Annotated in this window: 14 protein-coding genes; 10 read left to right on the forward strand and 4 right to left on the reverse strand. The window is 71.8% G+C overall.

Features of this window, described 5'->3' with window-relative positions; translation table 11 throughout:
• Positions 1 to 104: 104 nt before the first annotated feature.
• A complete protein-coding gene (locus KY500_RS02005; protein WP_219902131.1) occupies positions 105 to 725 on the reverse strand; it encodes an acetate uptake transporter in 621 nt (206 codons plus the stop codon).
• Positions 726 to 958: 233 nt separating this feature from the next.
• Between KY500_RS02005 and KY500_RS02010 the strand changes: the two genes are divergently transcribed.
• Positions 959 to 2,209 carry a DUF4192 domain-containing protein gene (locus KY500_RS02010; RefSeq protein ID WP_219902132.1) on the forward strand — a complete coding sequence of 417 codons (1,251 nt, stop codon included), beginning with the start codon at positions 959 to 961 and terminating at the stop codon, positions 2,207 to 2,209.
• Between the two features lie 35 nt (positions 2,210 to 2,244).
• Here KY500_RS02010 and KY500_RS02015 read toward each other — a convergent pair whose 3' ends face one another.
• Together KY500_RS02015 and KY500_RS02020 are read right to left on the reverse strand one after the other, a co-directional pair.
• Positions 2,245 to 3,696 (reverse strand): aspartate aminotransferase family protein, encoded by a 1,452-nt coding sequence (locus KY500_RS02015; protein WP_219902133.1) that lies wholly within the window; start codon positions 3,694 to 3,696, stop codon positions 2,245 to 2,247.
• A gap of 5 nt (positions 3,697 to 3,701) precedes the next feature.
• Positions 3,702 to 4,184: an Lrp/AsnC family transcriptional regulator gene (locus KY500_RS02020; RefSeq protein ID WP_219902134.1), complete on the reverse strand. Its 483-nt coding sequence runs from the start codon at positions 4,182 to 4,184 to the stop codon at positions 3,702 to 3,704.
• Positions 4,185 to 4,325: 141 nt separating this feature from the next.
• Between KY500_RS02020 and KY500_RS02025 the strand changes: the two genes are divergently transcribed.
• From KY500_RS02025 to KY500_RS02065, 9 genes are all read left to right on the forward strand, one after another.
• Complete coding sequence (locus KY500_RS02025) at positions 4,326 to 5,375, forward strand: FHA domain-containing protein (protein WP_219902135.1); 1,050 nt, start codon at positions 4,326 to 4,328, stop codon at positions 5,373 to 5,375.
• A 48-nt stretch (positions 5,376 to 5,423) separates the two neighbouring features.
• On the forward strand, positions 5,424 to 6,278 hold the full coding sequence (locus tag KY500_RS02030; protein WP_255579713.1) for a PP2C family serine/threonine-protein phosphatase: 855 nt from the start codon (positions 5,424 to 5,426) through the stop codon (positions 6,276 to 6,278).
• A 120-nt stretch (positions 6,279 to 6,398) separates the two neighbouring features.
• Positions 6,399 to 7,835: a serine/threonine-protein kinase gene (locus KY500_RS02035; RefSeq protein WP_219902136.1), complete on the forward strand. Its 1,437-nt coding sequence runs from the start codon at positions 6,399 to 6,401 to the stop codon at positions 7,833 to 7,835.
• Complete coding sequence (locus KY500_RS02040; RefSeq protein WP_255579715.1) at positions 7,835 to 13,765, forward strand: Ig-like domain-containing protein; 5,931 nt, start codon at positions 7,835 to 7,837, stop codon at positions 13,763 to 13,765. Before KY500_RS02035 ends, KY500_RS02040 begins: the two co-directional genes overlap by 1 nt.
• A 59-nt stretch (positions 13,766 to 13,824) precedes the next feature.
• Entirely contained in the window at positions 13,825 to 14,805 is a 981-nt protein-coding gene (locus tag KY500_RS02045) for a MoxR family ATPase (protein ID WP_219903239.1), read from the forward strand.
• Entirely contained in the window at positions 14,795 to 15,967 is a 1,173-nt protein-coding gene (locus KY500_RS02050) for a DUF58 domain-containing protein (RefSeq protein WP_219902138.1), read from the forward strand. Before KY500_RS02045 ends, KY500_RS02050 begins: the two co-directional genes overlap by 11 nt.
• Positions 15,964 to 18,306, forward strand: a complete 2,343-nt coding sequence (locus tag KY500_RS02055) for a transglutaminase-like domain-containing protein (RefSeq protein ID WP_219902139.1) — start codon at positions 15,964 to 15,966, stop codon at positions 18,304 to 18,306. Before KY500_RS02050 ends, KY500_RS02055 begins: the two co-directional genes overlap by 4 nt.
• Positions 18,303 to 18,896: an FHA domain-containing protein gene (locus KY500_RS02060; RefSeq protein WP_219902140.1), complete on the forward strand. Its 594-nt coding sequence runs from the start codon at positions 18,303 to 18,305 to the stop codon at positions 18,894 to 18,896. Before KY500_RS02055 ends, KY500_RS02060 begins: the two co-directional genes overlap by 4 nt.
• 97 nt (positions 18,897 to 18,993) lie before the next feature.
• Positions 18,994 to 21,975: an FtsK/SpoIIIE domain-containing protein gene (locus tag KY500_RS02065; protein WP_219902141.1), complete on the forward strand. Its 2,982-nt coding sequence runs from the start codon at positions 18,994 to 18,996 to the stop codon at positions 21,973 to 21,975.
• Here KY500_RS02065 and ald read toward each other — a convergent pair.
• Positions 21,972 to 23,099 carry an alanine dehydrogenase gene (ald, locus tag KY500_RS02070; RefSeq protein ID WP_219902142.1) on the reverse strand — a complete coding sequence of 376 codons (1,128 nt, stop codon included), beginning with the start codon at positions 23,097 to 23,099 and terminating at the stop codon, positions 21,972 to 21,974. The genes KY500_RS02065 and ald overlap by 4 nt on opposite strands.
• Positions 23,100 to 23,129 lie beyond the last annotated feature (30 nt).

The raw sequence follows: 23,129 nt of genomic DNA on the forward strand, positions 1-23,129 counted from the left end.
AGAAACCTAGACAGAAAGCGGCGTGCGCTCGTTAAGCCACGCGGAAACCACCCACGGATATGTCAGAAGAGCCAGTTTTTGGGGCTTTTCTCACAGTTCGCGAGTTACTTGGCGGGCCAGACGGGAAGGACGGCGCGGCCGGCGGTGGAGTTGTAGACCACGGCGAAGGAGCCGTACCAGGCCAGCAGAGCGGTGAGGATGCCGAACCAGCCGCCGAGCTGGTGGATGGCGGTGATGCCCGTGAAGGCGCCGATCGCCAGCAGCAGGAACGTGATGGACAGGGCCACGAAGACCGCGAAGATCGAGCCGTTGGTCTTCTTGGCCGCCACGGTCATGTAGACCGTGAAGATCGCCCAGGCGAGCAGGAAGGTGCCCATGCCGGACGCTCCGGCGGCGATGTTGCCCCCGGTGCTCTCGAGGTACCAGAACGCCAGCCAGAACGCGCCGAACGAGGTGAATGCCGTGGCGCCGAACGTGTTGTGGTTGCGGAACTCCCAGATCCCTGCGATGACCTGGGCGATTCCGCCGTAGAACAGGGCGAGACCGAGCACTGCGGCGCTGGAGGGAACGATGCCGGTGTTGGACATGCTGAGCACGAAGGTGGTGAGCGCGAATGCGGCCAAGCCCAGCGCGCCGGGGTCGGCAAGGGCGGAGTGGGTCGGCGCTGCGAGCGCGGGTGCGGAGGGTGCTGTCGCGGACGCCGGGGAGGCTTCCGGAATAGTCATATTATTCTGAGTCATTTGTTTAGAGATTATCAGCCGACGGGCCAGGTGCCCGGGCCGTTGGCCCTGTCGTGCACAGGCCTGCACAGTCGTGCACGCCGCTGTGGCGGCGGATGCACGCTCGTGTGCGCGGCCGATGCACAGCCGTTATCCACAGGCGGGACCACTCGGCGGAATTCTGCACAGGTTCGGCGGCGCCCGGCTGGCGTGGCCCGTGCGGGCGCACCGTGGTGCGCATGCAGAAGACAATCGTGAAGACCCCGACTCCCCAGGACTTTCTCGCCCTCGTGCCCCAGCTTGTGGGGTTCCTTCCGGAACGCAGTCTCGTTTTGGTCGCCTTTCGCGGAAACCGCACCTGCGGCGCGCTGCGGTTCAACCTGCCCCAGGAGCAAGCCGGCGTGCCCGAGCTGCGCCGTATCGCCGGCACGCTGCTGGGCACCCTGTGCAAGATTCCCGGTGTGGACGCCCTGGTGCCGGTGCTCTACACCGATGAGGAGATCGGTGATGCGCCGCCCGAGACGTCTGTCGGGTTACCGCAGGGCGTGTTCCTCCGCGCCATCCTGGCCCGGGCTGCGCAGTCCGGCTTCCTGGTGCGGGACGCCCTCTGCGTGGCAGCGGATGGGTGGGCCTCCTATCTGGACCTCGAACAGGTTCCGGGGCAGACGGGCCCGGCGATCGGGGATCGGGCCGGCCGTTCGCTGCGGCATCCGCTCAGCGACATCGCGGAGTCGAGTGTGACCGAGGGCGTGCCGCCGGGTGACCGCCGGGAACTCGCCCGGCTGCAGACCGGCGCCGAACTGCCCAAGGTGGACCTGGCCACGCGGGAGCGGTGCGCCCGCAGGCTGGCCCGCTACCAACGGCTCGGCCCGGACATGGGGCCCATCCCCGAACTCGTCGAGATGGTGGGCGACATGCTCGACCCGGTGGGCACGGCAGAGACCGTGCTCGGGCTCACCCCCGCCGAGCTCAGCATCGACGAGGCCGCCGTGCTGCTCTTCCTCGTGCAGAGCCCGGCCACCCGCGACCAGATGATGCTGCAGTTCGCCTTCGGTGAGGAGGAAGGACGCCGCAGCCACGCGCTCAACCGGCACTACGCCCAGCGGCAACGCGAAACCGGTCTGAGCATGGACGACCTGGTCGCGGCGGACATGGCCGCTGGGCGATCCTTCCATGAGACATCGCCGACCACGGGCGACCTGATGCTCGGGCTGAGCCGGCAGCGACCGGATCCGGAACGGGTGGCCCGTGGGATCCAGCTGCTCAAACTCCTCGTGGCGATGGCCCCCCGCCCGGCCCGGCCGGCTCCGCTGTGCATGCTGGCGTGGCTCTGCTGGGCGCTCGGCCAGGGCTCGGTCGCGGGGATCTACATCGACACGGCCCTCGACATCGACGACGACTACGGCATGGCGCTGCTGCTCCGGCAGGTGCTCGGGAGCGGGCACCTGCCGGAGTGGGCCTTCGAAGTGCCCAGGGAGGAGGACGCCTGATGCGTCCCGCCCAGGCCCGGTCGGGCCGGATGGGGTCAGAGGTGTTTCGGCGCCTCCGACAGCACGCCGTGCAGGATGTCGCCGATCTCCCGGATCTCGGCGGGTCCGATGGTCAACGGCGGGGCGAGCTGCACCACGGGGTCGCCCCGGTCGTCGGCCCGGCAGTACAGGCCGGCCTCGAACAGCGCCCCGGAGAGGTAACCACGGAGGAGGCGTTCGGACTCGTCATCGGAGAACGTCTCCTTGGTGGCCTTGTCTTTGACCAGCTCGATGCCGAAGAAGTAGCCCTCGCCGCGCACATCACCCACGATCGGCAGCTCGAGCAGCTTCTCCAGCTCGGCGCGGAACACCGGGGAATTCTCCCGCACGTTCTCGTTGAGCTTCTCCTCCTCGAAGATGTCGAGGTTGGCCAGCGCCACCGCGGCCGAAACCGGGTGCCCGCCGAAGGTGTAGCCGTGATAAAATGCCGTGTCACCGTACTTGAAGGGCTCGTAGATGCGGTCGCTCACGATGGTGGCGCCGATCGGGGAGTACCCGCTCGTCATGCCCTTGGCGCAGGTGATCATGTCGGGTTCGATACCGAAGGTCGTGGAGGCGAACATGTTGCCGATCCGGCCGAACGCCGTGATGACCTCGTCGGCCACCAGCAGCACGTCGTACTGGTCGCAGATCTCCCGCACCCGCTTGAAATAGCCCGGCGGCGGCGGGAAGCAGCCGCCGGAATTCTGCACCGGCTCGAGGAACACCGCGGCGACGGTCTCCGGACCCTCGAACTGGATCATCTCCTCGATACGATTCGCTGCCCACAGGCCGAAGGCCTCGACGTCATCGCCGTGCCCGGAGCCCATCTCATCGGCGCGGTAGAAGTTGGTGTTCGGCACCCGGAAACCGCCCGGGGTGACCGGTTCGAACATCTCCTTGAGGGCGGGGATGCCCGTGATCGCCAGGGCGCCCTGCGTCGTGCCGTGGTAGGCGACGGAACGGGAGATCACCTTGTGCTTGGTAGGCCGGCCCTGCAGCTTCCAGTAATACTTGGCGAGCTTGAACGCGGTCTCCACGGCTTCGCCGCCGCCGGTGGAGAAGAACACCCGGTTGAGATCGCCCGGCGCCTGGTCGGCGAGCCGGTCGGCGAGCTCGATCGCGCTGGGGTGCGCGTACGACCAGAGCGGGAAGAATGCGAGCTCCTCGGCCTGCGCGGCGGCGGCCTGGGCGAGGCGGGTGCGACCGTGCCCGGCGTTGACCACGAACAATCCGCTCAAGCCGTCGATGTAGCGCTTTCCGTGGGAGTCCCAGATGTGGTGGCCCTGCCCCTTGGTGATGATGGGCACGCCGGCGCCGGATTCCATCACCGATTGCCGGGCGAAGTGCATCCACAGATGGTCCTTGGCCTTCTGCTGCAGGTCGGCGTTCTCGGCATCGGAGTAGACGCGCGGTGCGGAGGCCGGCGCGGTCGGCTGGCCGGTCGTGGTCTGTTCTGTCGTGGTCATATCGGTCACCGTGTTCCCCAGTTGTACAGCTGCTTGTGTAGCTTCAGATAGACGAAGGTCTCGGTGGAGGAGACCCCCTCGAGGGCGCGAATCTGCGAGTTGAGCAGGGCGATGAGCTCGTCGTCGTTCTCGCAGACGACCTCGGCGAGAATGTCGAAGGAGCCCGCTGTGAGCACGACGTAGTCCACCGCGGGTATCGCCGCGAGCTGGTCTGCGAGCACCCGGGTGTCGCCGGTGGCGCGGATGCCGATCATCGCCTGCCGGTAGAAGCCCAATTGCATGGGGTCGGTCACCGCGACCACCTGCATGACGCCGGAATCGGTGAGCTTCTGTACCCGCTGGCGCACCGCGGCCTCGCTGAGCCCCACGGCCTTGCCGATCTCGGCGTAGGAGCGACGGCCGTCGACCTGCAGCTGTTCGATGATCTTCTTGGACACATCGTCCAGCTGCGCCGGTTTGCCGGCACTTCCGCGCGTATTGCTGCTCATCGTCCGATTGTGACAGCCGAATTGCCCTGCGGCAAGCGAATCAGTTGTTTTTGGGCTGCTTCACAACTGATTACCACGCCCCACTCGCGGGCGTGCGAGGTCGGTGCCGGCAGGTCTAGCATCGAAGGCAGAGGGAGCATCATGCAACTGGGACGGGTCGGGGGACAGACAGTGCCGGGGGAGAGCCCCGAGTGGACCTTCGTGGTCGGCCGCGGTTTCCTGGTGGTGGTGCCCGTCAGCACCCCCACCCCTGTCGTGGCCGCCCTGCACGGTCTGGCCGCGGAGTCCGTCGTGCCGATCGAGGACCTGGTGGCCGTGATCCCGCTCGGCGGCCTGGACGACGTGGACTCGTTCGCGGTGATCGTGCCCGGTCTGCGACCCGAGACCGCGCCGGCAACCGGCGGGCCGCCGCATGACGGGATCCCGGTGCATGCCCTGGTGCGAGGCGCCCTCGCCGTGGACGTGTTCTCCATCGGTGGGTCGCGCCGCTTCACCGACCGCAACATCCGACCGTGGCTGTTGGCGGAGTTCCAGGCCGTGACCGGTCTCGTGATCGGTTCACCGCTGGCCTCCGTCGCCCGGTCGCACCAGCTCGGCGCCGGCCGGGTGCTCGGCGAGGGTATCGACGTCGGCGACACCCTGTTCTGGTCGGTCGCCGGCCGCGGCGCTGGGGCGGCCGACACGGTCCTGCGCCCCCGACGGATCGTGGATGACACCGTTCTTCTCACCCGCACCGGGAACTCCGACGAACGACGGGCCGCCGCCCCGCTCGGCGGCGGCGAAGGCGACCCGACGGCGACGCACGACCGCACCGTCGACAGCAGTACTGATCCGGATGCCGCGTCGCCAGGGCCCTGCGGCTTCCGGTTGGCCAGCGGCCGGGAGGTCAGGCTCGACCGGGTGTACCGGATCGGGCGGAACCCCCGCACCCGCCGCATCCAGGTCGGAGAGATTCTGGAGCTGGTGACGGTGGACTCGCCGAACGCTCTCGTGTCGGGCAACCACCTCGAAATCCGGCAGACCGGCACCGCTGTGGTGCTCACCGATCTTGGCTCCACCAACGGCACACTCGTGCGTTTTGCCCTCGGCCGCACCCAGAGACTGCGCTCCGGAGCCTCCCTCACAGTGCTGCCCGGTACGACGGTGGACATCGGGGACGGTAACCTGATCGAGATACTGCCAGCGGGCTGAGCGTCGCTCGTTGACTAGCCGCACGTTCGCATTCGGAAGGCACCACCCGTGACCCAGATAGGTCAAGGCTCTCCCAGCCACACGATCGCGCTGCCCGCGGTGAAGAAATCAGTCACCCTGGCGTGGTCCGCGCTCACCGATGTCGGTCACCGCCGCGAGGTCAATGAAGACAGCCTGGTGACGGCGTGGCCCGTGTTCGCGGTCGCCGACGGCATGGGCGGCCACTCGGCCGGCGACGTCGCCAGCAAGGCCGTGGTCACACGCCTCGCCGAACTCGGCGGCACCCCGACCACCACGGCGGAGTCGCTCAACCAGGCCCTCGCCCTGGCCGTGGACGATATGAAGGCCGGTGAGGGTGTCACCGACCTCGGCACCGGAACCACCGTCACCGGTGTGGCCCTGGCCATCGTCTCGGATGCCGCGCAACTCATCGCCTTCAACATCGGCGACTCCCGGGTCTACCAGCTCACCTCCGGGGTGCTGGAGCAGGTGACCATCGACCACTCCGTGGTGCAGGAACTCGTGGACGCCGGCCGGATCACCCGCGAAGAAGCGGATGTGCACCCGCACGGCAACGTGATCACCCGCGCCGTCGGTTTCCACGAACCCCCGGTGCCGGACTACCGGATCCTCTCGTTGCACGAGGGTCTGCGCATCCTGGTCTGCTCCGACGGCCTCACCAAGGAACTCACGGCGTACGGCATCCGGCATTTCCTGATGTCGAACCCGAACGCCGACGACGCCGTGGCCGCTCTCGTGACCGCCGCGCTCGAGAACGGCGGCCGCGACAACGTGACCGCGATCGTGCTCGACGTGCTGGCGGTGGACGATCTCGAGGGCGAGCCCGACGCGGCCGACGAGCGAGAGGCCGGCGACGCGGCCGACGACGCCTCCCGGCCCTGAATGCCCACGGCCCTAGAATTGAACCGGGTGGTCGTTTACCCGTGACGACGCCCGACACACCGTAACCGGCAAGCAATCCGGCGCGAGAGCGACCGGCCGACACGACTCACGGGAGGCGCCATGGCAGGACGACTGCCGTCGACGCCCCCGGCGCTGCCGGGGTTCTCCTACCTGCGTCTGCTGGGCTCCGGCGGATTCGCGGATGTGTTCCTCTACGAACAGAACCTGCCGCGCCGCCAGGTGGCCGTGAAGGTCCTCCTCGCCGAGGTCGTCAGCGACCCCGTGCAGCGGCTGTTCCAGGCCGAGGCCAACCTGATGGCGCAGCTGTCCGCGCACCCGTCCGTGCTCACGGTCTTCCAGGCCGGCGTGTCGGCCGACGGCCGGCCCTACCTGGTGATGGAGTACTGCTCCAGCGCCCTCGAAGAGCGGTACCGCTCCGGCAGGTTGCCCATCTCCGAACTGCTCCGCATCGGCGTGACGATATCCAGCGCCGTGGAGACCGCCCACCGCGCCGGCGTGCTGCACCGCGACATCAAACCGTCGAACATCCTGATCACCGCGTACGGGCATCCGGTGCTGGCCGACTTCGGCATCGCGGCGACGCTGGGCGAGGTGGAGGCGGCCGACCAGGTCGGCCTGTCGATCCCCTGGTCGGCGCCCGAGGTACTGCTCGAGGACTGTGCCGGCTCGGTGGCCGCGGAGGTCTGGTCGTTGGGCGCGACCCTGTACACGCTGCTGTCGGGCCGGTCGCCGTTCGAGGTGCCCGGCGACCAGAACAGCCCTGCCCAGCTGATCTCCCGCATCGGTAAGGCGGCGTTGCCGGCCATCGGACGGGCCGATGTGCCCCCGCGCCTCGAGCTGCTGCTGGCCAGGGCGCTGTCCAAGCGGAGCGAGCGCCGGCCGGCGAGCGCTCTGGAATTCGCTCGGGAACTGCAGGCCGTTGAGGCCGAACTCGGACTTCCGCAGACCCCGCTCGAGCTGGCCAGCGCCGAGTGGGAGGCGCAGGCGGCCGGCGATTCGGCCGACCAGACCCGCATTACCGCCCTGGTGAGCGTGGCTGCCCGGCCCGAGCGGCGCCGCCGCCGCGAGCCCGGCTCCCGCCCGGCCGCGGCGGCCCCCGCGACGGCCGTGACCCGGCGGCCACGGCGTCTGATCGTCGCGGCAGTCGTGGGCGGTGTGCTCGTCACCGGCGTGATCGCCGGGGCCCTGCTCATCGGCCCGTTGCTCGCCCCGCCGGCTGTGAGCACCGGAACGACCGGGATACCCCGGGTGAGCGACGTGGCCGGCAGCGGCGCGGACGGCACCGTCGTGTTCAGCTGGGCCGACCCAGGCACCCTGCCGGGCGACAGCTACCTGGTGCGCCTGGGCACCGGCGAGACCAGTCTGCAGCGCGGTACCGAGTTCACCGTGCAAACCGACGCCGTGCAGACCAACAGCGCCCAGCCCGGTGCACGTCAGGCCGACCCGGTGTGCGTCACCGTGAGCGTCAACCGCGACGGCCGCACCGGCGCCGCCAGCACCGAGAAATGCGTCGACCCCGGCGAGTTCGATCGATGATGCGCGCTTGGCTAGCCGGCCACCGCTCGCTCGCTGCGACCGTCACGGGCGGCACCGTCGTGACGGCCCTCGTCGTGACCCTCGCCGTCGTCTCCGGCGGGTACTCCGCCCAGAAGGTCGACCTCGGCGACGCAGCGGTCTGGGTGTCCAGCGAGACCAGGCAGCTCGTGGGCCGGGTCAACACGGAGATCGCCGAGCTGAACACCGTGGTGCCGGTCGAGTCCGACTCCACCACGGTGGTGCAGAGCGGCGGTACCGTCCTCGTCGTGGACAGCGACACCGGCACCCTCGGCATCCTCGACCCTGCCACGGCCACCCTGGCCGACAGTGTGGCTCTGCCGCCGGGCTCCCCCGAGGTGCAGCTGGCCGGCGACCTCGCCGCGATCTGGTCCGACGGCGACCTGTGGACCAGCACAGCCGGCGCGCTGGCCGATTTCGACAGCACGACGGAACCCGCCCTCACGCTCGGCGCGGGCACCCTGTTCAGCCTCGCCCCCTCCGGTGAACTGTTCGCGTTCACCCCGGCCACGCAGGCCCTGGTGCGCATCGACCCCGACCGCGCGGACGCCGTGACCGAGTCGACCACGGTCGCCGCCGGCGACCCCGACGACGCCTACCAGCTCAGCCAGGTCAACGGCAGCTGGGCCCTGCTCAACTCGACGACGGGCATCCTGCTGCTGGCCAGCGGCGCCGTCGACCTGTCCGAATCCCTGGGCGCGGATGCCGAGCCCCGGCTGCAGGATGCGGCCGCCGGCGGCGACCGGGTCCTCATCGCCCACAGCGCGGGCCTGATCGCCGTGCCGGTGGGCGGCGGGGCGGCCACGGAGCTCCTCACCGACGGCGCCGCGGCCGGCGCCCCGTCCCGGCCCGCGATCTCCGGACTGTGCGCCTATGCGTCCTGGACCGACGGCACCGCCTGGCAGGCCTGCGGCATCGGCGCCCCGGCCGGGACCACCGCCACCCTCGTCGAGCTCAGCGGCGACGCCCGCCTGGACTACCGGCAGAACGGCAGCCGGCTGCTGCTCAACGACTCCCGCAACGGCACCACCTGGAATGTGCAGGACGGCAACACCGTCATCGACAACTGGGATGACCTCATCGACCCGGTTTCCGACCGGCAGGTGGTCACCGAAGCCACCGACGACAGCCCGCCGGAGTATGAGGACACCCAGGCGCCGCCCGTGGCCGTCGACGACGAGTTCGGCGCCCGCCCCGGCCGCACCGTCACGCTTCCCGTGTTGCTGAACGACTACGACCCCAACAACGACGTGCTCGTGATCGACACCGTCAGCCAACCACCGGCGAGCCAGGGCCGGGTGGAGCTCGTCGCGGCCAACCAGCAACTCCAACTCACCCTCGCAGCCGAGGCCACGGGCATCCTCACCTTCGACTACACGATCAGCGACGGGCGCGGCGGCAGCGACTCGGCCCGGGTGACCGTGACCGTGCGCGGCCCCGACGAGAACTCGCCGCCGCAGCAGGTGCGGCAGACCCGCGCGACGGTCGAGGCCGGCGGCCGGGTCGACAGCCAGGTGCTCGGCGACTGGGTCGACCCGGACGGCGACCCCTTCTACCTCACCGCCGCGACCGCCACCGCCCCGGACACCGCCACCGCCACCCCGCAGGGCCTGGTGGTGTTCACTGACGCGGGAGGTGGCGGCAGCGAGGCGCAGGTCGGCCTCGTCGTCTCCGACGGCACCCTCACCGGCACAGGCACCCTCGACGTGACCGTGCGCCCCGCCGGCACGGTCCCGCTCGTCGCCGACGGCTTCGCCGTGCGCGTCACCGCGGGCACCGAGGTGACGGTCTCCCCGCTCGAGCACGCCCGCGGCGGGGCAGGTCCCCTGCGGCTCGGCGCCGTGCCGACCCGGCCCGACGTCACCATCACCGCCGACTTCGCCAGCGGCACCTTCCGCTTCGCCAGCGACGCGGTGGGGGTGCACTACCTCGACTACGCCGTGACCGATGGGGTGGCCACGGTCACCGGCATCATCCGGGTGGATGTCGCCCCCGCGCCGGAGAGCCCCGGCCGGCCCATCACGGTGCCGCACACTGCCTTCCTGCGCGCTCAGCAGCCCACCGTGATCGACGTGCTGGCGACCGACATCGACCCAGCCGGGGGAGTGCTCCTGGTCACCGGAAGCAGCAACCAGCCCGCCGTCAGCGGCCTGACCGTCGAGATCCTCGACCAGCACCTGCTGCGGGTCACGTTGACCCGGCCGCTGCCCGCCGGGACGACCGTCTTCGACTACACGGTGAGTAACGGACTGGCCGAGGCCACCGGCACCGTCACCGTGATCGAGATCCCGGCGGCGAGCACCCGGCAGCCGCCCGTAGCGAGCCCGGACACCGTCTCGGTGCGGGTGGGCGACACCGTCGATATCCCCGTGCTCGCCAACGACGAGCACCCGGATGGTGACGAGCTCACCCTCGACCCCGCCCTGACCACCCCGCTGTCGGCCGGCGCCGGGCTGCTCTTTGCGTCTGGCCGGGTGCTGCGCTACTTGGCGCCGCTGACCGCGGGCAACTTCACCGCCGTCTACCGGGTGAACGCGCCGGACGGCCAGTTCGCCGACGCGGAGGTGCGCATCTCCGTGCGGGAAGCCGACCTCGCCACCAACAACCCGCCCCGGCCCACCACGGTGACCGCGCGGGTGCTCGCCGGCGACACCGTTCGCATCCCCATCCCGCGCACGGGTATCGACCCCGACGGCGACTCGGTGCAGCTGCTCGGCCAGGAGACCAACCCGGAGAAGGGCGCCGTCATCTCGTCGGACGCCGACTCGCTCAGCTACCGCGCCGGGGAGTACTCGGCCGGAACCGACACCTTCACCTACGCCGTCATCGACGCCCTCGGTGCCCGTGCCGTCGGCACCGTGCGGGTGGGCATCAGCCCGCGCCCGGACGGCGCCCGCAACCCCGTCGCCGTGCCCGACGAAGTCACGGTGCGGCCCGGCTCGCGGGTCTCCGTGCGGGTGCTCGGGAACGACTCGGACCCCGACGGCGGCGCGCTGACGGTCACGGGCGTCGACGCGACCGGCAGCGGCGACACCGAGGCCGGGACCGCGACCGTGGACGGAGACCTCATCGTGGTGAAGGCGCCGACGACCGAGGGCCGGTTCGGCTTCGTCTACGAGATCCAGAATGACCGCGGCGGTTCGAGCTCGGCGTTCCTCACCGTTGTCGTGGCCGCGAACGCCTCGCGCGCCTACCCCGAGGCCGCCGACACCCGGCTCACCCTGTCGGATGTGCTCGGCCGTGCCACCGTGGACGTCGACGTGCTGGCCCGGGTGTTCTTCGCCGAGGGTCCGGCCCGCTCGCTGACCCTGGCGGTTCTGCCCGGCAACACGGCGGCCGGAGCGGCGAGCGTCACCGACGGCCAGCGCATCCGGGTCACCGTGGGCAAGACCAGTCAGATCATCCCGTTCAGCGTCACCCACCCGCAGGACCCGGGGATCGTGTCCTACGCGTTCGTGTGGGTGCCGGGGACCGACGACGCCCTCCCGCAGCTGCGGGCAGGCGCGGCCAAGCTCGTCGTGGCCAGCGAGGCGACCCTCAACATCGACATCAACGACTACGTCGTGGCGGTGGGGGACGCACCCGTGCAGCTCACCGACCGCAATACCGTGCGCGCCACCCACTCGAACGGCGCCGACCTCAGCACGGGCCCCCGCACCCTCAGGTTCACCAGCGCCGACCAGTACTTCGGCCCGGCCTCGATCTCCTTCGAAGTCACCGACGGCGCCAGCCCCACCGACCCGGCCGGACGCACCGCCACAATTGTGCTTCCCATCACGGTGACGCCGCGGGAGAACCAACCGCCCGCCTTCGACGGCGCCCTGATCGACTTCGAACCCGGCCAGGAGAAGGTCATCGACCTGGCCCGGCTCACCTCCTATCCCTACCCGGACGACCGGGACGAGCTCGCCTTCACCGTGCTCGACCCGCAGCCCACCGGATTCGACTACTCGCTGGCCGGCAGCCTGCTCACGGTGCGCGCTCTCGAGGGCACGATCAAGGGCAGCACCAGCTCGGTGACCATCGGGGTGCGCGATGCCCTCTCGACGGGCAAGGCCGGCCGGATCGTGCTCGGCGTCGTGGCGTCGACCCGGCCCCTGGCCGTACCCGTGACGGATGCGGCGATCGCGCCGCGCGGGCGCAGCACCGTCATCGACGTGCTCGCCAACGACGGCGCTGCGAACCCGTTCCCCGCCGTGCCACTGCGGGTCGTCGCGGTGCAGGGCCTGGACTCCGCCGCGCTGCCAGCCGGGGTGTCGATCAGTCCGAGCGCCGACAACAGCCGGCTCACCGTGCGGGTAGCCGGTGACGCCCTGCCCACCGACACCACCCTGCAGTACCAGGTGGCCGACGCCACCGGCGATCCCGACCGCTACACCTGGGGCCTGGTACGGATCTCGGTGCAGGACGTGCCCGAGCCCGTCACGGGGCTCCGCGCCACGGGCTTCGGCGACGGCAGGATCACCGTGGCCTTCAACCCCGGCCCGGCGAACAACGCGCCCATCACCGGCTACCAGCTGAGCACCGTCGACGCCGCCACCCGCCGTACCCTCGGCACCACCTCTTGCGCCTCCACCTCCTGCACGCTGAGCACCCCGGGTAACGGCCAGGCCAACGCCGTGCGGGTCGGCGTCACCGCCCGTAACAGCATCGGCGACTCCTCCGACACGACCCTCGCCCAGACTGTGTGGTCCGACGTGATCCCGGCGGCGCCGACCGGGCTCACCGCGGCGCCCCTGGATGCCGGGCTGCTGCTCACCTGGAACGTCGTCGCGCCGAGCGGCGGGGGCACCGGTATCCGCGGCTACCAGGTGAGCGTTGCCGGCTCGATTCAGCCCGAGGTGAGCGCCACCGGCGCGCACTGCGATGGCACCCGGTGCACCCTCACTGTGAGCGGCCTGCAGAACGGAACCAGCGTCGAGTACACCGTCAGCGCCCGGAACGACGCCTACCCGGCGCTGTCCAGCTGGAACAGCGCGGCCGCGACCGGGCAGCCCTACGGCCCCGCGCAGGCGGGCGGCATCACTGCGACCGCCGCCGACAGCACCGGCGCCGTGACCGTGGGCTGGGACGGCTTCGCCGACCGCGGCGACGCCATCGCCGGGTACTACGTGCAGCGCATCGGCGGGGACACCGTGCCCACCGGAGCGCAGGCTTGCATGGTCAGCACCCCGGCGCCCGGCACCGTGACCGCACCGCGTGCCGGCGGCACTGTGCTCGAGCAGAAGAGCGCATCGGCCGGGGCGCGCAGCGCCGTGTTCGACGGTCTGCTGGCCGACAACGGCAACTATTCGTTCGTCGTGTGGGGCTACAACCGGGCCGGCTGCGCCGCGACGGCGGTCGCCACGGTGCTCGTGCGGCCGGCGCCCACCGCGATCGGCGACGTGCGTGGCGGCATGGAGAAAAAGGGTGACGCCTGGGACTACCACCTCACCTCGGCGAGCCCGTCGGCCGGAGTCGACCACTACGACATCCGCGCCGGCGACGGCAGCGGCGCGGTGCAGAGCATCCCGACGGCGAACGCCTGGCCCCGGGAACTGCTCGGCCTCCCGTTCGGCGCCACGGTGTCGTTCCAATTGCGTGCGTGCACGGTGTGGGGCAGCTGCGGGCCGTGGTCCGCCGCGACGACCGCGCCGGAGGCATCAGTGAGCTTCACCGTCACCGGACTGGAATACGACGGCGTCGCCGGCCGGTTCTCCTGGACCGGAGCGCCCGCCAACGGCGGGCTGCCGGCCGGATTCGACTGCGCCGTCGCCGGTTCGACGGTGACGAGGACGCCCGCCGACAGCAGCACGACCTGCACCCTGCCCGCCCCGCTGCCCGCCAGCGGAACCGTGGTGCTCACCGTCACGGTGAACGGCCACTCCTTCGACTACACCCGCCCGATCCCGACGAAAGCGATCACACCATGACCCTCACCCCCGATCGTGTGAACCAGGGGCAGCCGGGTGCGCAGCCCGGCGTCGACCTGATGACCAGCGAGGAAGCCAGCCAGTTCGCCACCCTCTTCGACAGGCTGGTGCGCGGCGTCGAGGAGGTCGTGCTGGGCAAGCAGCACGTGATCCGGCTCGCGTTCACCACATTGTTCAGCGGCGGGCACCTGCTGCTGGAGGACGTGCCTGGCACCGGAAAGACCTCGCTGGCCCGCGCCGTGGCACAGAGCGTGCGCGGCACCAGCAGCCGGGTGCAGTTCACCCCTGACCTGCTACCCGGTGACATCACCGGGGTGAGCATCTTCGACCAGCGCACGGCCACCTTCGAATTCCACCGCGGGCCGGTGTTCGCCAACATCGTGCTCGCCGACGAGATCAACCGGGCGAGCCCGAAGACGCAGTCCGCGCTCCTCGAGGTGATGGAGGAGGGCCAGGTCACGGCAGACGGGATCACCCATCGGCTGAGCGGCCCGTTCATGGTCATCGCCACCCAGAACCCGATCGAGCAGGCCGGCACCTACCGGCTGCCCGAGGCGCAGCTGGACCGGTTCCTGATGAAGACCTCGATCGGCTACCCCGACCACGCCGCCACCGTGCGGATCCTCGAGGGCGCCAGCCGGGCCGTCGGCGATGCCCAGGTGGCGCCGGTGCTCTCGGCCGAGTCGGTCGTGGAGGTCGCCGCCCTGGCCCGCACCGTGTTCGTCGACGCGACCATCAACGACTACGTCTCCCGCCTCGTCGACGCCACCCGCTCCAGCCCGGAGGTGCGCCTGGGCGCCAGCGTGCGCGGCGCGCTCGCCCTCGTGCGCACGGCCAAGACCTACGCCGCCTCACAGGGCCGGCACTACGTGGTGCCCGACGATGTGAAGTCGCTCGCCGAACCCGTGCTGGCCCACCGGATGCTGTTGGACGCCGAGGCCGAATTCGACGGGGTCACCGCCTCGAGCGTGATCGGCCGGATCCTGGTGGAGACCCCTCCGCCGCGGAGCGCCGAGGAGCGGCGGGCGGATGCGCTCTAACCTCCGGATGCTCCGCGCGGTCACGCCGCTCGGCTGGGCCGTCGCCTGCTGTGCGCTCGCGGCGCTCGCGGCCGGATACACCCTGGGCTGGGCCGAGCTCGTGACGATCGGCTGGGCGGCCGCCGTTCTGGTGGCCGTCGCCCTGGCGTACCTGTTCGGCGGCACGAGCCACCGGATCTCGCTGAGCCTGCCCGTCGACAGGGTCGTCGCCGGGGAACGGGTGCCCGGCCAGGTGGACGTGCAGAACCCGACCGGCCGGCGGCTGGGCGCCGTGACCGTGCAGGTGCCCGTTGGCGCCGGGGGAGTGGCCGAGTTCCCGGTGCCGTCGCTGGCGGCGCACGCCGCCCTCGACGAGGTCTTCGTCGTGCCGGCCGAACACCGCGGCATCATCCCGATCGGCCCCGTGCACACCGTACGCGGCGACCCCGTTGGCCTGGTGCGGCGCGAGAGTGTGCTCGCCCAACGCATCGACCTGTACGTGCACCCGCGCACCATCGCCATCCCCAGCATGAGCCAGGGCTTCGTGCGCGACCTGGAGGGCACCCCGACCCGCGACCTCACCTCGAGCGACATCGCGTTCCACGCGCTGCGCGAATACCAGCCCGGCGACGACAGGCGCAGCATCCACTGGAAGAGCACCGCACGGACCGGGCGGTTCATGGTGCGCCAGTACGAACAGACCCGGCGCAGCCATCTGCTCGTGGTCTTCAGCCTGGCCCCGGCCGATTACGCCGGCGACGAGGAGTTCGAACTGGCCGTGAGCGTGGCCGGGTCGTTGGGCGTGCGGGCGATCCGTGACGCGCGCACCGTGTCGGTCCTGGTGAGCAGCGGACCGCTGGCCACGGTGACACCCACGCGGCTGCTCGACGGCCTGAGCGGCGTGGACCTGGCCCCCGCAGCCGCGAGCCTGCGTACCCTGGCCCGTCAGGCCGCCCGGTCGGTGGCCGGGCTGTCCGTGGTCTTCCTCGTCTGCGGCTCGTCGACCCCGCTGGCTGTGCTGCGCGCCGCGGCCGCCGGCTTCCCGCTGGGCGTCGAGGTCGTCGCCGTTGTCTGCGACCCGGGAGCCCGGCCGGGGCTCGTCCGATCCGGCAACCTGAGCCTGGTCACCATCGGCTTCCTCGATGACCTCAAACAGAGCCTGGCCAGGGGAGCCGCGGCATGACCGCGCACGGCACCCGCTGGATCCTGGGCAACACCGCGGCCATGCTCGCCGCCACAGCCGTGGCGGCCACCGCCCTGTGGCCGGTGTACCAGAGCACGGCGTTCGTGCAGCTGGTCGCCGTGGCCGCCGTGCTCGGCTGCGGCATCGCTATCGCCGGCAGGGTGTGGCGCTGGCCGGCCTGGCTCGTCGCCGCGGCGACCGTGACCGGCTACCTCCTCGTCGGGGTGCCCCTGGCCGTTCCCGGCCGCGCACTGTTCGGTGTGCTGCCGACCCCCGCCGGCCTCGCCGACCTGGTGCCGGCCACCGCGCTCAGCTGGAAACAGCTGGTCACCATCGTGCTGCCGGTCGGCTCCTATCAGGCCCTGCTGGTGCCCGCCCTGATCCTGGTGCTGGGCAGCACCGTCATCGGGCTCACCGTGGCGCTGCGCAGCCGGGCCGCCGAGACCGCCCTGCTGGCGCCCGCTCTGCTCTTCGTGGCCGGCATCATCCTGGGCCCTGGCACGACCGAGTCACCGGGACTCCGCGGGCTGGCCCTGTTCACCGTGCTGGTGCTCTGGTTGCTCTGGCTGGGCCACGAACGACGGCGGCACCGGCTGACGGTCAGCGGCGGCCGTGCCCGGCCGGTCGGTGCCCGTCGCCCGGCCGCCCTCAGGGTCGCCGCGCTCACGACGCTGTCGCTCCTGGTGGCCGTCGGCGCCGGTTCGCTCGCTTCAGCCGCCCTGCCGCCGACGGCGACCAGGGACGTGCTGCGCACCCGGGTGCAGGCCCCGTTCGACGTGCGCGCCTACCCGAGCCCACTCACCGGTTTCCGCGGCTACCTGGCGGCCGACCGGGCCGACGCCGTGTTGTTCGAGGTGTCCGGTCTGCCCGAAGGCGGACGCATCCGGCTGGCCACCCTCGACGACTACGACGGGGTGGTCTACGCCGTGGGCAGCGCGGATGCGGCGTCCGGTACCGCCGATTCGGGCACCTTCACCCGGCTGCCGTACCGCCTCGACCAGAGCGCCGTCGCCGGTGACGAGGTCACTCTCACGGTGACGGTCCAGGACTACTCGGGAGTGTGGGTCCCCGGAGCCGGCGCGCTGGAGCGCATCCGGTTCACCGGCCCGGCGGCGTCTGGGCTGCAGGACTCGTTCGTCTACAACGACCTTGGCGGCACCGCCGCCGTGATCGCAGGCCTCGGACGCGGCGATGGCTACACCAGTACGTCGATCGTGCCGCCTGCCGCCGGCGACCTCGCCGACGTCCTGCCCGGCACGGCGGTGCTGCCGCCCATCGGGGTGCTGCCCGACGGGCTCGACGAGACCCTCGCCGGGTACCAGCGCCCCGGTGACAGTGCGGGCGAGCGGCTGCAGGCCATGCTCGACGGGCTGGCCGCGGACGGGTACGTCAGCAGCGGGGCCGCCGGGGAACCGGCCAGCCGCTCCGGCCACGGCGCCGACCGGATCAGCGAGCTCCTCGACGACCAGCCCATGCTCGGCGACGCCGAGCAGTACGCGGTGACGGCCGCGCTGATGGCCAGGCAGATCGGCTTTCCCGCCCGGGTGGTGCTGGGCTTCGCCCCCGGCGGCGACGGCGGCCCCACGGCCGTGACCGGGGCCGACGTGTCGGCCTGGATCGAGGTGCAGACGCTCGCCGACGGCTGGGTGAGCCTTGACCCCACCCCGCCCGTGCGGGACATCCCGCAGAGCCAGCCGGAGGACCCCACCCAGGTGGCCCGCCCGCAGACCGTGCTGCCACCGGCGGTTCCGGACGCGGCCGACCAGATCGACCCGGCCCCGCCGGAGAGCAGCACGGCGGACGACCCGGCCGCCCCTGATCCGTTCTGGGGTGTCGTGCGCCTCGTGGTCGCCGTCGTCGGATGGTCGGCGCTCGGCCTGCTCGTGCTCGCCGCACCGTTCCTGGCCGTGATCCTGGCCAAGTGGCGTCGGCGCCGGCGCCGACGGCTGGCCCCAGGGGCGGTCGATCGGGCCGTGGGCGGTTGGCGGGAATTCGCCGACACCGCCACCGACTACCGCATCGACGTGCCGGGCCAGGCGACACGCGCCGAACTGGCCCGGTCCGTGGGCGGTGTGCGCGCCGCGTGGCTGGCGGCGGAGGTGGACCGGGCGGTCTTCGCGCCCGACGGGGCCGCGCAGGCCGACGGCGACGCGGTCTGGGTGTCGGTGCGGGAACTGCGTACCAGCCTGGGCGCGGGGCGCACCCGCCGTGAGCGGCTGCGGGCGGCTGTCTCGGTGCGCTCGTTCGGTCGCTACGCTAAGAGGACGACCGCGCGGGAGGGTCGACGCAGGCGCCGGCCGGGGGGAACCGGCGCGAGCACGAAGGGAACGGGCACGTGAACTGCCAGATTTGCAGTGCGCACCTGCCGGAGGGCGCCATGTTCTGCGGCGGCTGCGGGAGTTCGACCACGGCCACCCCGCTGACCCGCAAGCGCGCCGACCCCCGACCCAACGACACCACCATCATCCAACCGGTGGCGCCGCGGTCCACGGTGATCTCGGTTCCGCTCTGGCCGGCCGGCAGCCTGCAGGCCGGCACGGCTTCAGCCCCGGCCTCAACGGATGCTGCTCCGGACCGTGCAGGCACGCCGGCACCCGTCGTCGCTGAGCGGTACACCTTGCAGTTCAGCACGGGCGAGACCGTATCGGTGCGCGGCACGGGCCTGATCGGCCGCCGGCCGCTGCCGCAGCCCACCGAACGATTCGATCACCTCATCCAGATCACCGACCTCGGCATGTCGGTGTCCAAGAGTCACCTGGAATTCGGTCAGCACGCCGGCGAGTTCTGGATCAACGACAGGTTCTCCGGCAACGGCACGGTCGTGCGCCGGGCGCCGGCCCCCGCGCTGCGCTGCGAACCCGGCCGCCGGTACCTTGTCGGGCGTGGGTCCCGGGTGGAGATCGGCGACCAGTTCTTCATGGTGCTCTGACCGACGACGGGTCCTCCACAGCCCGCTGACGACGGAAGTTCTTCACCGGTCTCCGGCCCGGCCGCGCACGGGAGCGCCGTCCGGCTTCGCTGGAGCCATGGCCACCGACTCCCCGCAGCTCCCGCCGGCCGACCCGATCCGGTTGCCGAACCGGCCGACGGCGCCCGACCGGGCCGCATTCCCCCTCATCGCCTGCGTGGCGCCGCTGATCGCCGCGGGTCTGATCTGGTGGATCACCGGATCGGCGCTGGTGCTGGTCTTCGCCGTGCTCAGCCCGGTGATCGCCGTGGCCGGGCTGCTCGACGGGCGACGGTCCACTGCTCGTCGCCGACGCCGGGACGCCGCTGACTATGCGGCCGCGATGACCGACGCTGCGGATGCCGTGGACCGGGCCCTCGAGAGGTTGCGTGACGCCGCCTGGCGCCAGGCGCCCTCCGTGCAGACCATGCTCGAACGACCGGACGAGCCGGGCCGCTGGGCCGACCCGGCCGCAGCATCCGTCGTTCTCGGCGCCGGCACGGTGCCCAGCGGCCTGCGCCTGGAGGGTGCCGGTGACGCCGCCGAGCACCGGGAGCTGCGGGCCCGCGCCGCCGGGCTCGAAGGGGCACCGATCGTGGTCGATCCGGCCGGCGGCATCGGGCTGATCGGGCCTGGGCTGCTGCTGCGGGCGCTCGCGCGGAGCCTGGTGGTGCAGTTGACCGGGCAGCTCAGCCCCCGCAGCCTGGGCCTGCGGCTGCCGGACGAACCGGACTGGGCGTGGGCGGCCCGCCTTCCGCACCACCGTGCCGAGTCCCCGGCGCAGTGGCTCACGGTGCTCGACGCCGATCAGGCGTCCCGGCCGCCGCACCGGCCAGCGGACGGCCCCTGGATCGCGTTGGCCGGAACCGGAGCGGGCCTGCCGCCGGGGTGCGCCACCGTCGTGCGGGTGTACGGGCCCGTCGGAGCGGAGATCGTGCGCCTGGCGGGCCGCCCGGCTGCCGTGCCCGTGGCGCCCGTGCTGGTGGCCGAGAGTCAGGTGGCGGGGCTGGGGGAGTCGCTCGGCCGTGCGGCAGAGGCGGCCGGCCTGGGGAGACACACCGGCACCCTGCCCGACACGGTCTCCTTCGCCGCTCTCGCCGCGCTCGGTGCTGCGACGGGCGCAGGCGCTTCCAGCATCCGCGCGGCCGGGCCCGTGACGGAGCTGAGCTGCACGGTGGGCCTGGGCGAGCACGGACCCCTCGTCCTCGACCTGGTGTGCGACGGCCCGCACGCCCTCGTGGGCGGCACGACCGGCAGCGGTAAGAGCGAACTGCTGGTGACGTGGGTGGCGGCCCTGGCCGCCCGGTATGACCCCGGCCAGGTCACCTTCCTGCTCGTCGACTTCAAGGGCGGCGCGGCCTTCGACCTGCTCCGCGCCCTGCCGCACTGCGTGGGTCTGATCACCGATCTCGACGAGCGGGAGGCGCACCGTGCCCTGGCGAGCCTGGCGGCCGAACTGCGGCACCGGGAGCGCGTGCTGCGGGACGCCGGAGCCCGCGACATAACCGACCTGCCCAGCGCGGCCCTCGCGCGGCTCGTGATCGTCGTGGACGAGTTCGCGACCATGCTGGCCGCGTTCCCGGCCCTGCACGCCGTGTTCGTCGATATCGCCGCCCGCGGGCGCTCCCTCGGGGTGCACCTGGTGCTCTGCACGCAGCGGCCGGCCGGCGTGCTGAGGGACGCGCTCCTGGCCAATTGCAGCCTGCGGATCTCGCTGCGGGTGAACAACCGGGCCGACAGTCAGGCCGTGCTCGGTTCGGATGCCGCAGCCCTGATCGACGCCGCCCGCCCCGGCCGGTGCGCTCTTGTGCGCGGGTCCACGCCGGTCGAGACCGCGCAGGTGGCCTCGACGGGTGACGCCGACATTCGGCAGATCGCGAACGATCGGCCGGCCGGGCCGAACCTGCCGCGACGCCCCTGGCTGGACCCGCTCCCGCACCGGGTGACCCGGGCGCAGCTGGCCGCGATGGGAGCCGCGCCGCATGGACTGCTGCTCGGCCTTCTCGACGAGCCGGAGCGCCAGCGCTACCGGGTGGCCGGTTACGACCCCGGCGTCGACGGCAACCTGCTGGTGGTCGGCGGTGCTCGCACCGGCAAGTCCACGCTGCTGGCCGCGCTCACCGAGCAGGCGCCGTGCGCGGTGCGGCTGGTGCCCGCCGACGTCGAGGGCACCTGGGATGCGCTGGTGTGGGCCCGCGCCGAACTGGACGGCGTCGTTCAAACGGACCGCGCGACCGGCGCTCACCGGCAGGAGAGCGCGCCGGAGAGCCGGCTGCTGCTGATCGACGACCTGGACGCCGTGCTGGCGCGCTGGGGTGACGAACACCGGGCCGCCGCCGTCGACCTCGTCACCGGTCTTCTGCGGGACGGCGGGCCGAGCGGGTTGCGGCTGGTCATCACCGTTCAGCGGCTCACCGGCGCCCTGCAGGTGCTGCCCGCCCTGTGTCAGAGCCGGCTGGTGCTGCGGCTGCCTGGCGTGCACGAGCACCAGGCCGCGGGGGAGCCGGCGGCCAGCTACGACGCAACCCTGCCGGCCGGCGGCGGCCGCTGGCGGGGCGGGCGCATCCAGCTGCCGCAGCCGGAGCCGGCCGGTGACGGCGCGGCGAGCCCGGTGCGGCGGCACGACGGTGTGCCCTCCGCCTCGGCCGTGATGTCGACGTCGGATGCGGCGGGTCCGGCGGGGGTGTGGGCTGTGCTGCTCGTGGTCGCCGGTTCGGTCGCCCGGTCGGCGGCGGCGTTCCAGGCGGATGGCCAGGCCGGCTCCCGCCACGTGGTCGAGCTGGCGGCCGGGCCCGTCACCGGGACGCCAGGTGGCCGGATAGAGGTGTCCACGGTAGCCGCGGGCACCGTGCTGGTGGCCGACGCCGATACCTGGCAGGCGAACTGGTCCCTGCTCGCCGGGCTGCGCGGAGCAGCACCGCTGGTTTTCGACGGCACTACCCTCGCCGATTACCGCCTGCTGACACGTCGGCGCGACCTACCGCCGCCGTTGGCGCCGGGCCGCTCGCGGGGCTGGCTCGTCGAGCCGGACGGCACCGTCCGGCGGGTGACGCTGCCCTAGCCGGCCGGGGCGGCGAGCACCTCGGCCAGGGGTGTGAGCGGCAGGGCGTGTGCCGTGGCGACCGGGGCGCTGGTGAGCACCCCGCCGAAGGTGTTCAGCCCCAGCGCCAGCGCCGCGTCGGCGCGCAACGCATCCGCCCACCCCCGGTTAGCGATGGCACGCACATAGGGCAGAGTCGCGTTGGTCAGCGCATACGTCGACGTGCTCGGCACGGCGCCCGGCATGTTGGCCACGCAGTAGAACAGCGAACCGTGCACCGTGAAAGTGGGCTCGGTGTGCGTGGTGGGGTGGGTGTCGGCGAAGCAGCCGCCCTGGTCCACCGCGATGTCCACGAGCACGCTTCCGGGCTTCATACGCGACACCAGCTCGTTGCTCACGAGTTTGGGCGCCCGGGCACCGGGAATGAGGACCGACCCGATCACCAGATCGGACTGCAGCAGCGCGGTCTCGATCTCGAAGGCATTCGACGCGATGGTCTTCACCCGGCCGTAATGCAGGATGTCCAGCTCGCGCAACCGGAAGAGATTGGTGTCGAGGACCGTGACCTCCGCGCCCAGCCCGATCGCCACCTGCATCGCGGCGGTTCCGGCGACACCGCCGCCCAGGACCGTGACCCGGGCCGGATGCGTGCCGGGCACGCCGGGCACCAGCAGACCGGGGCCACCATTGGGCTTGAGCATGGCGTTGGCCCCGACGATGGGCGCCAGACGTCCGGCGACCTCGCTCATGGGCGCCAGCAGGGGCAGCGCCCGGGTCGGCAGCTGCACGGTTTCGTATGCGATGGCGGTGACTCCAGCGTCGAGCAGCGCCCGGGTGAGGCCCGCCTCGGCGGCCAGATGGAGATAGGTGAAGAGCACCAGGTCGGCCCGGAAGTACCCGTATTCGCTGGGCACCGGCTCCTTCACCTTGAGTAGCAGCTCGGCCGCCGACCAGGTGGAGACGGCATCGGGCAGGATCGTGGCGCCGGCCGCTGAGAACTGGTCGTCGGTGATCGACGACCCCAGGCCTGCGCCGGTTTCGATCAACACCTCATGGCCGTGCAGCACCAGGTCGTGCACCCCGGCGGGCGTGATCGCCACCCGGAACTCGTTGTCCTTGATCTCTTTCGGTACACAAATCCGCATGGGGCTCCTTTGCCTGTACGGGCGACCCGG

Origin of the sequence: Cryobacterium sp. PAMC25264 (genome assembly GCF_019443325.1) — a bacterium.
In the GTDB taxonomy this organism is placed as follows: Bacteria; Actinomycetota; Actinomycetes; order Actinomycetales; family Microbacteriaceae; genus Cryobacterium.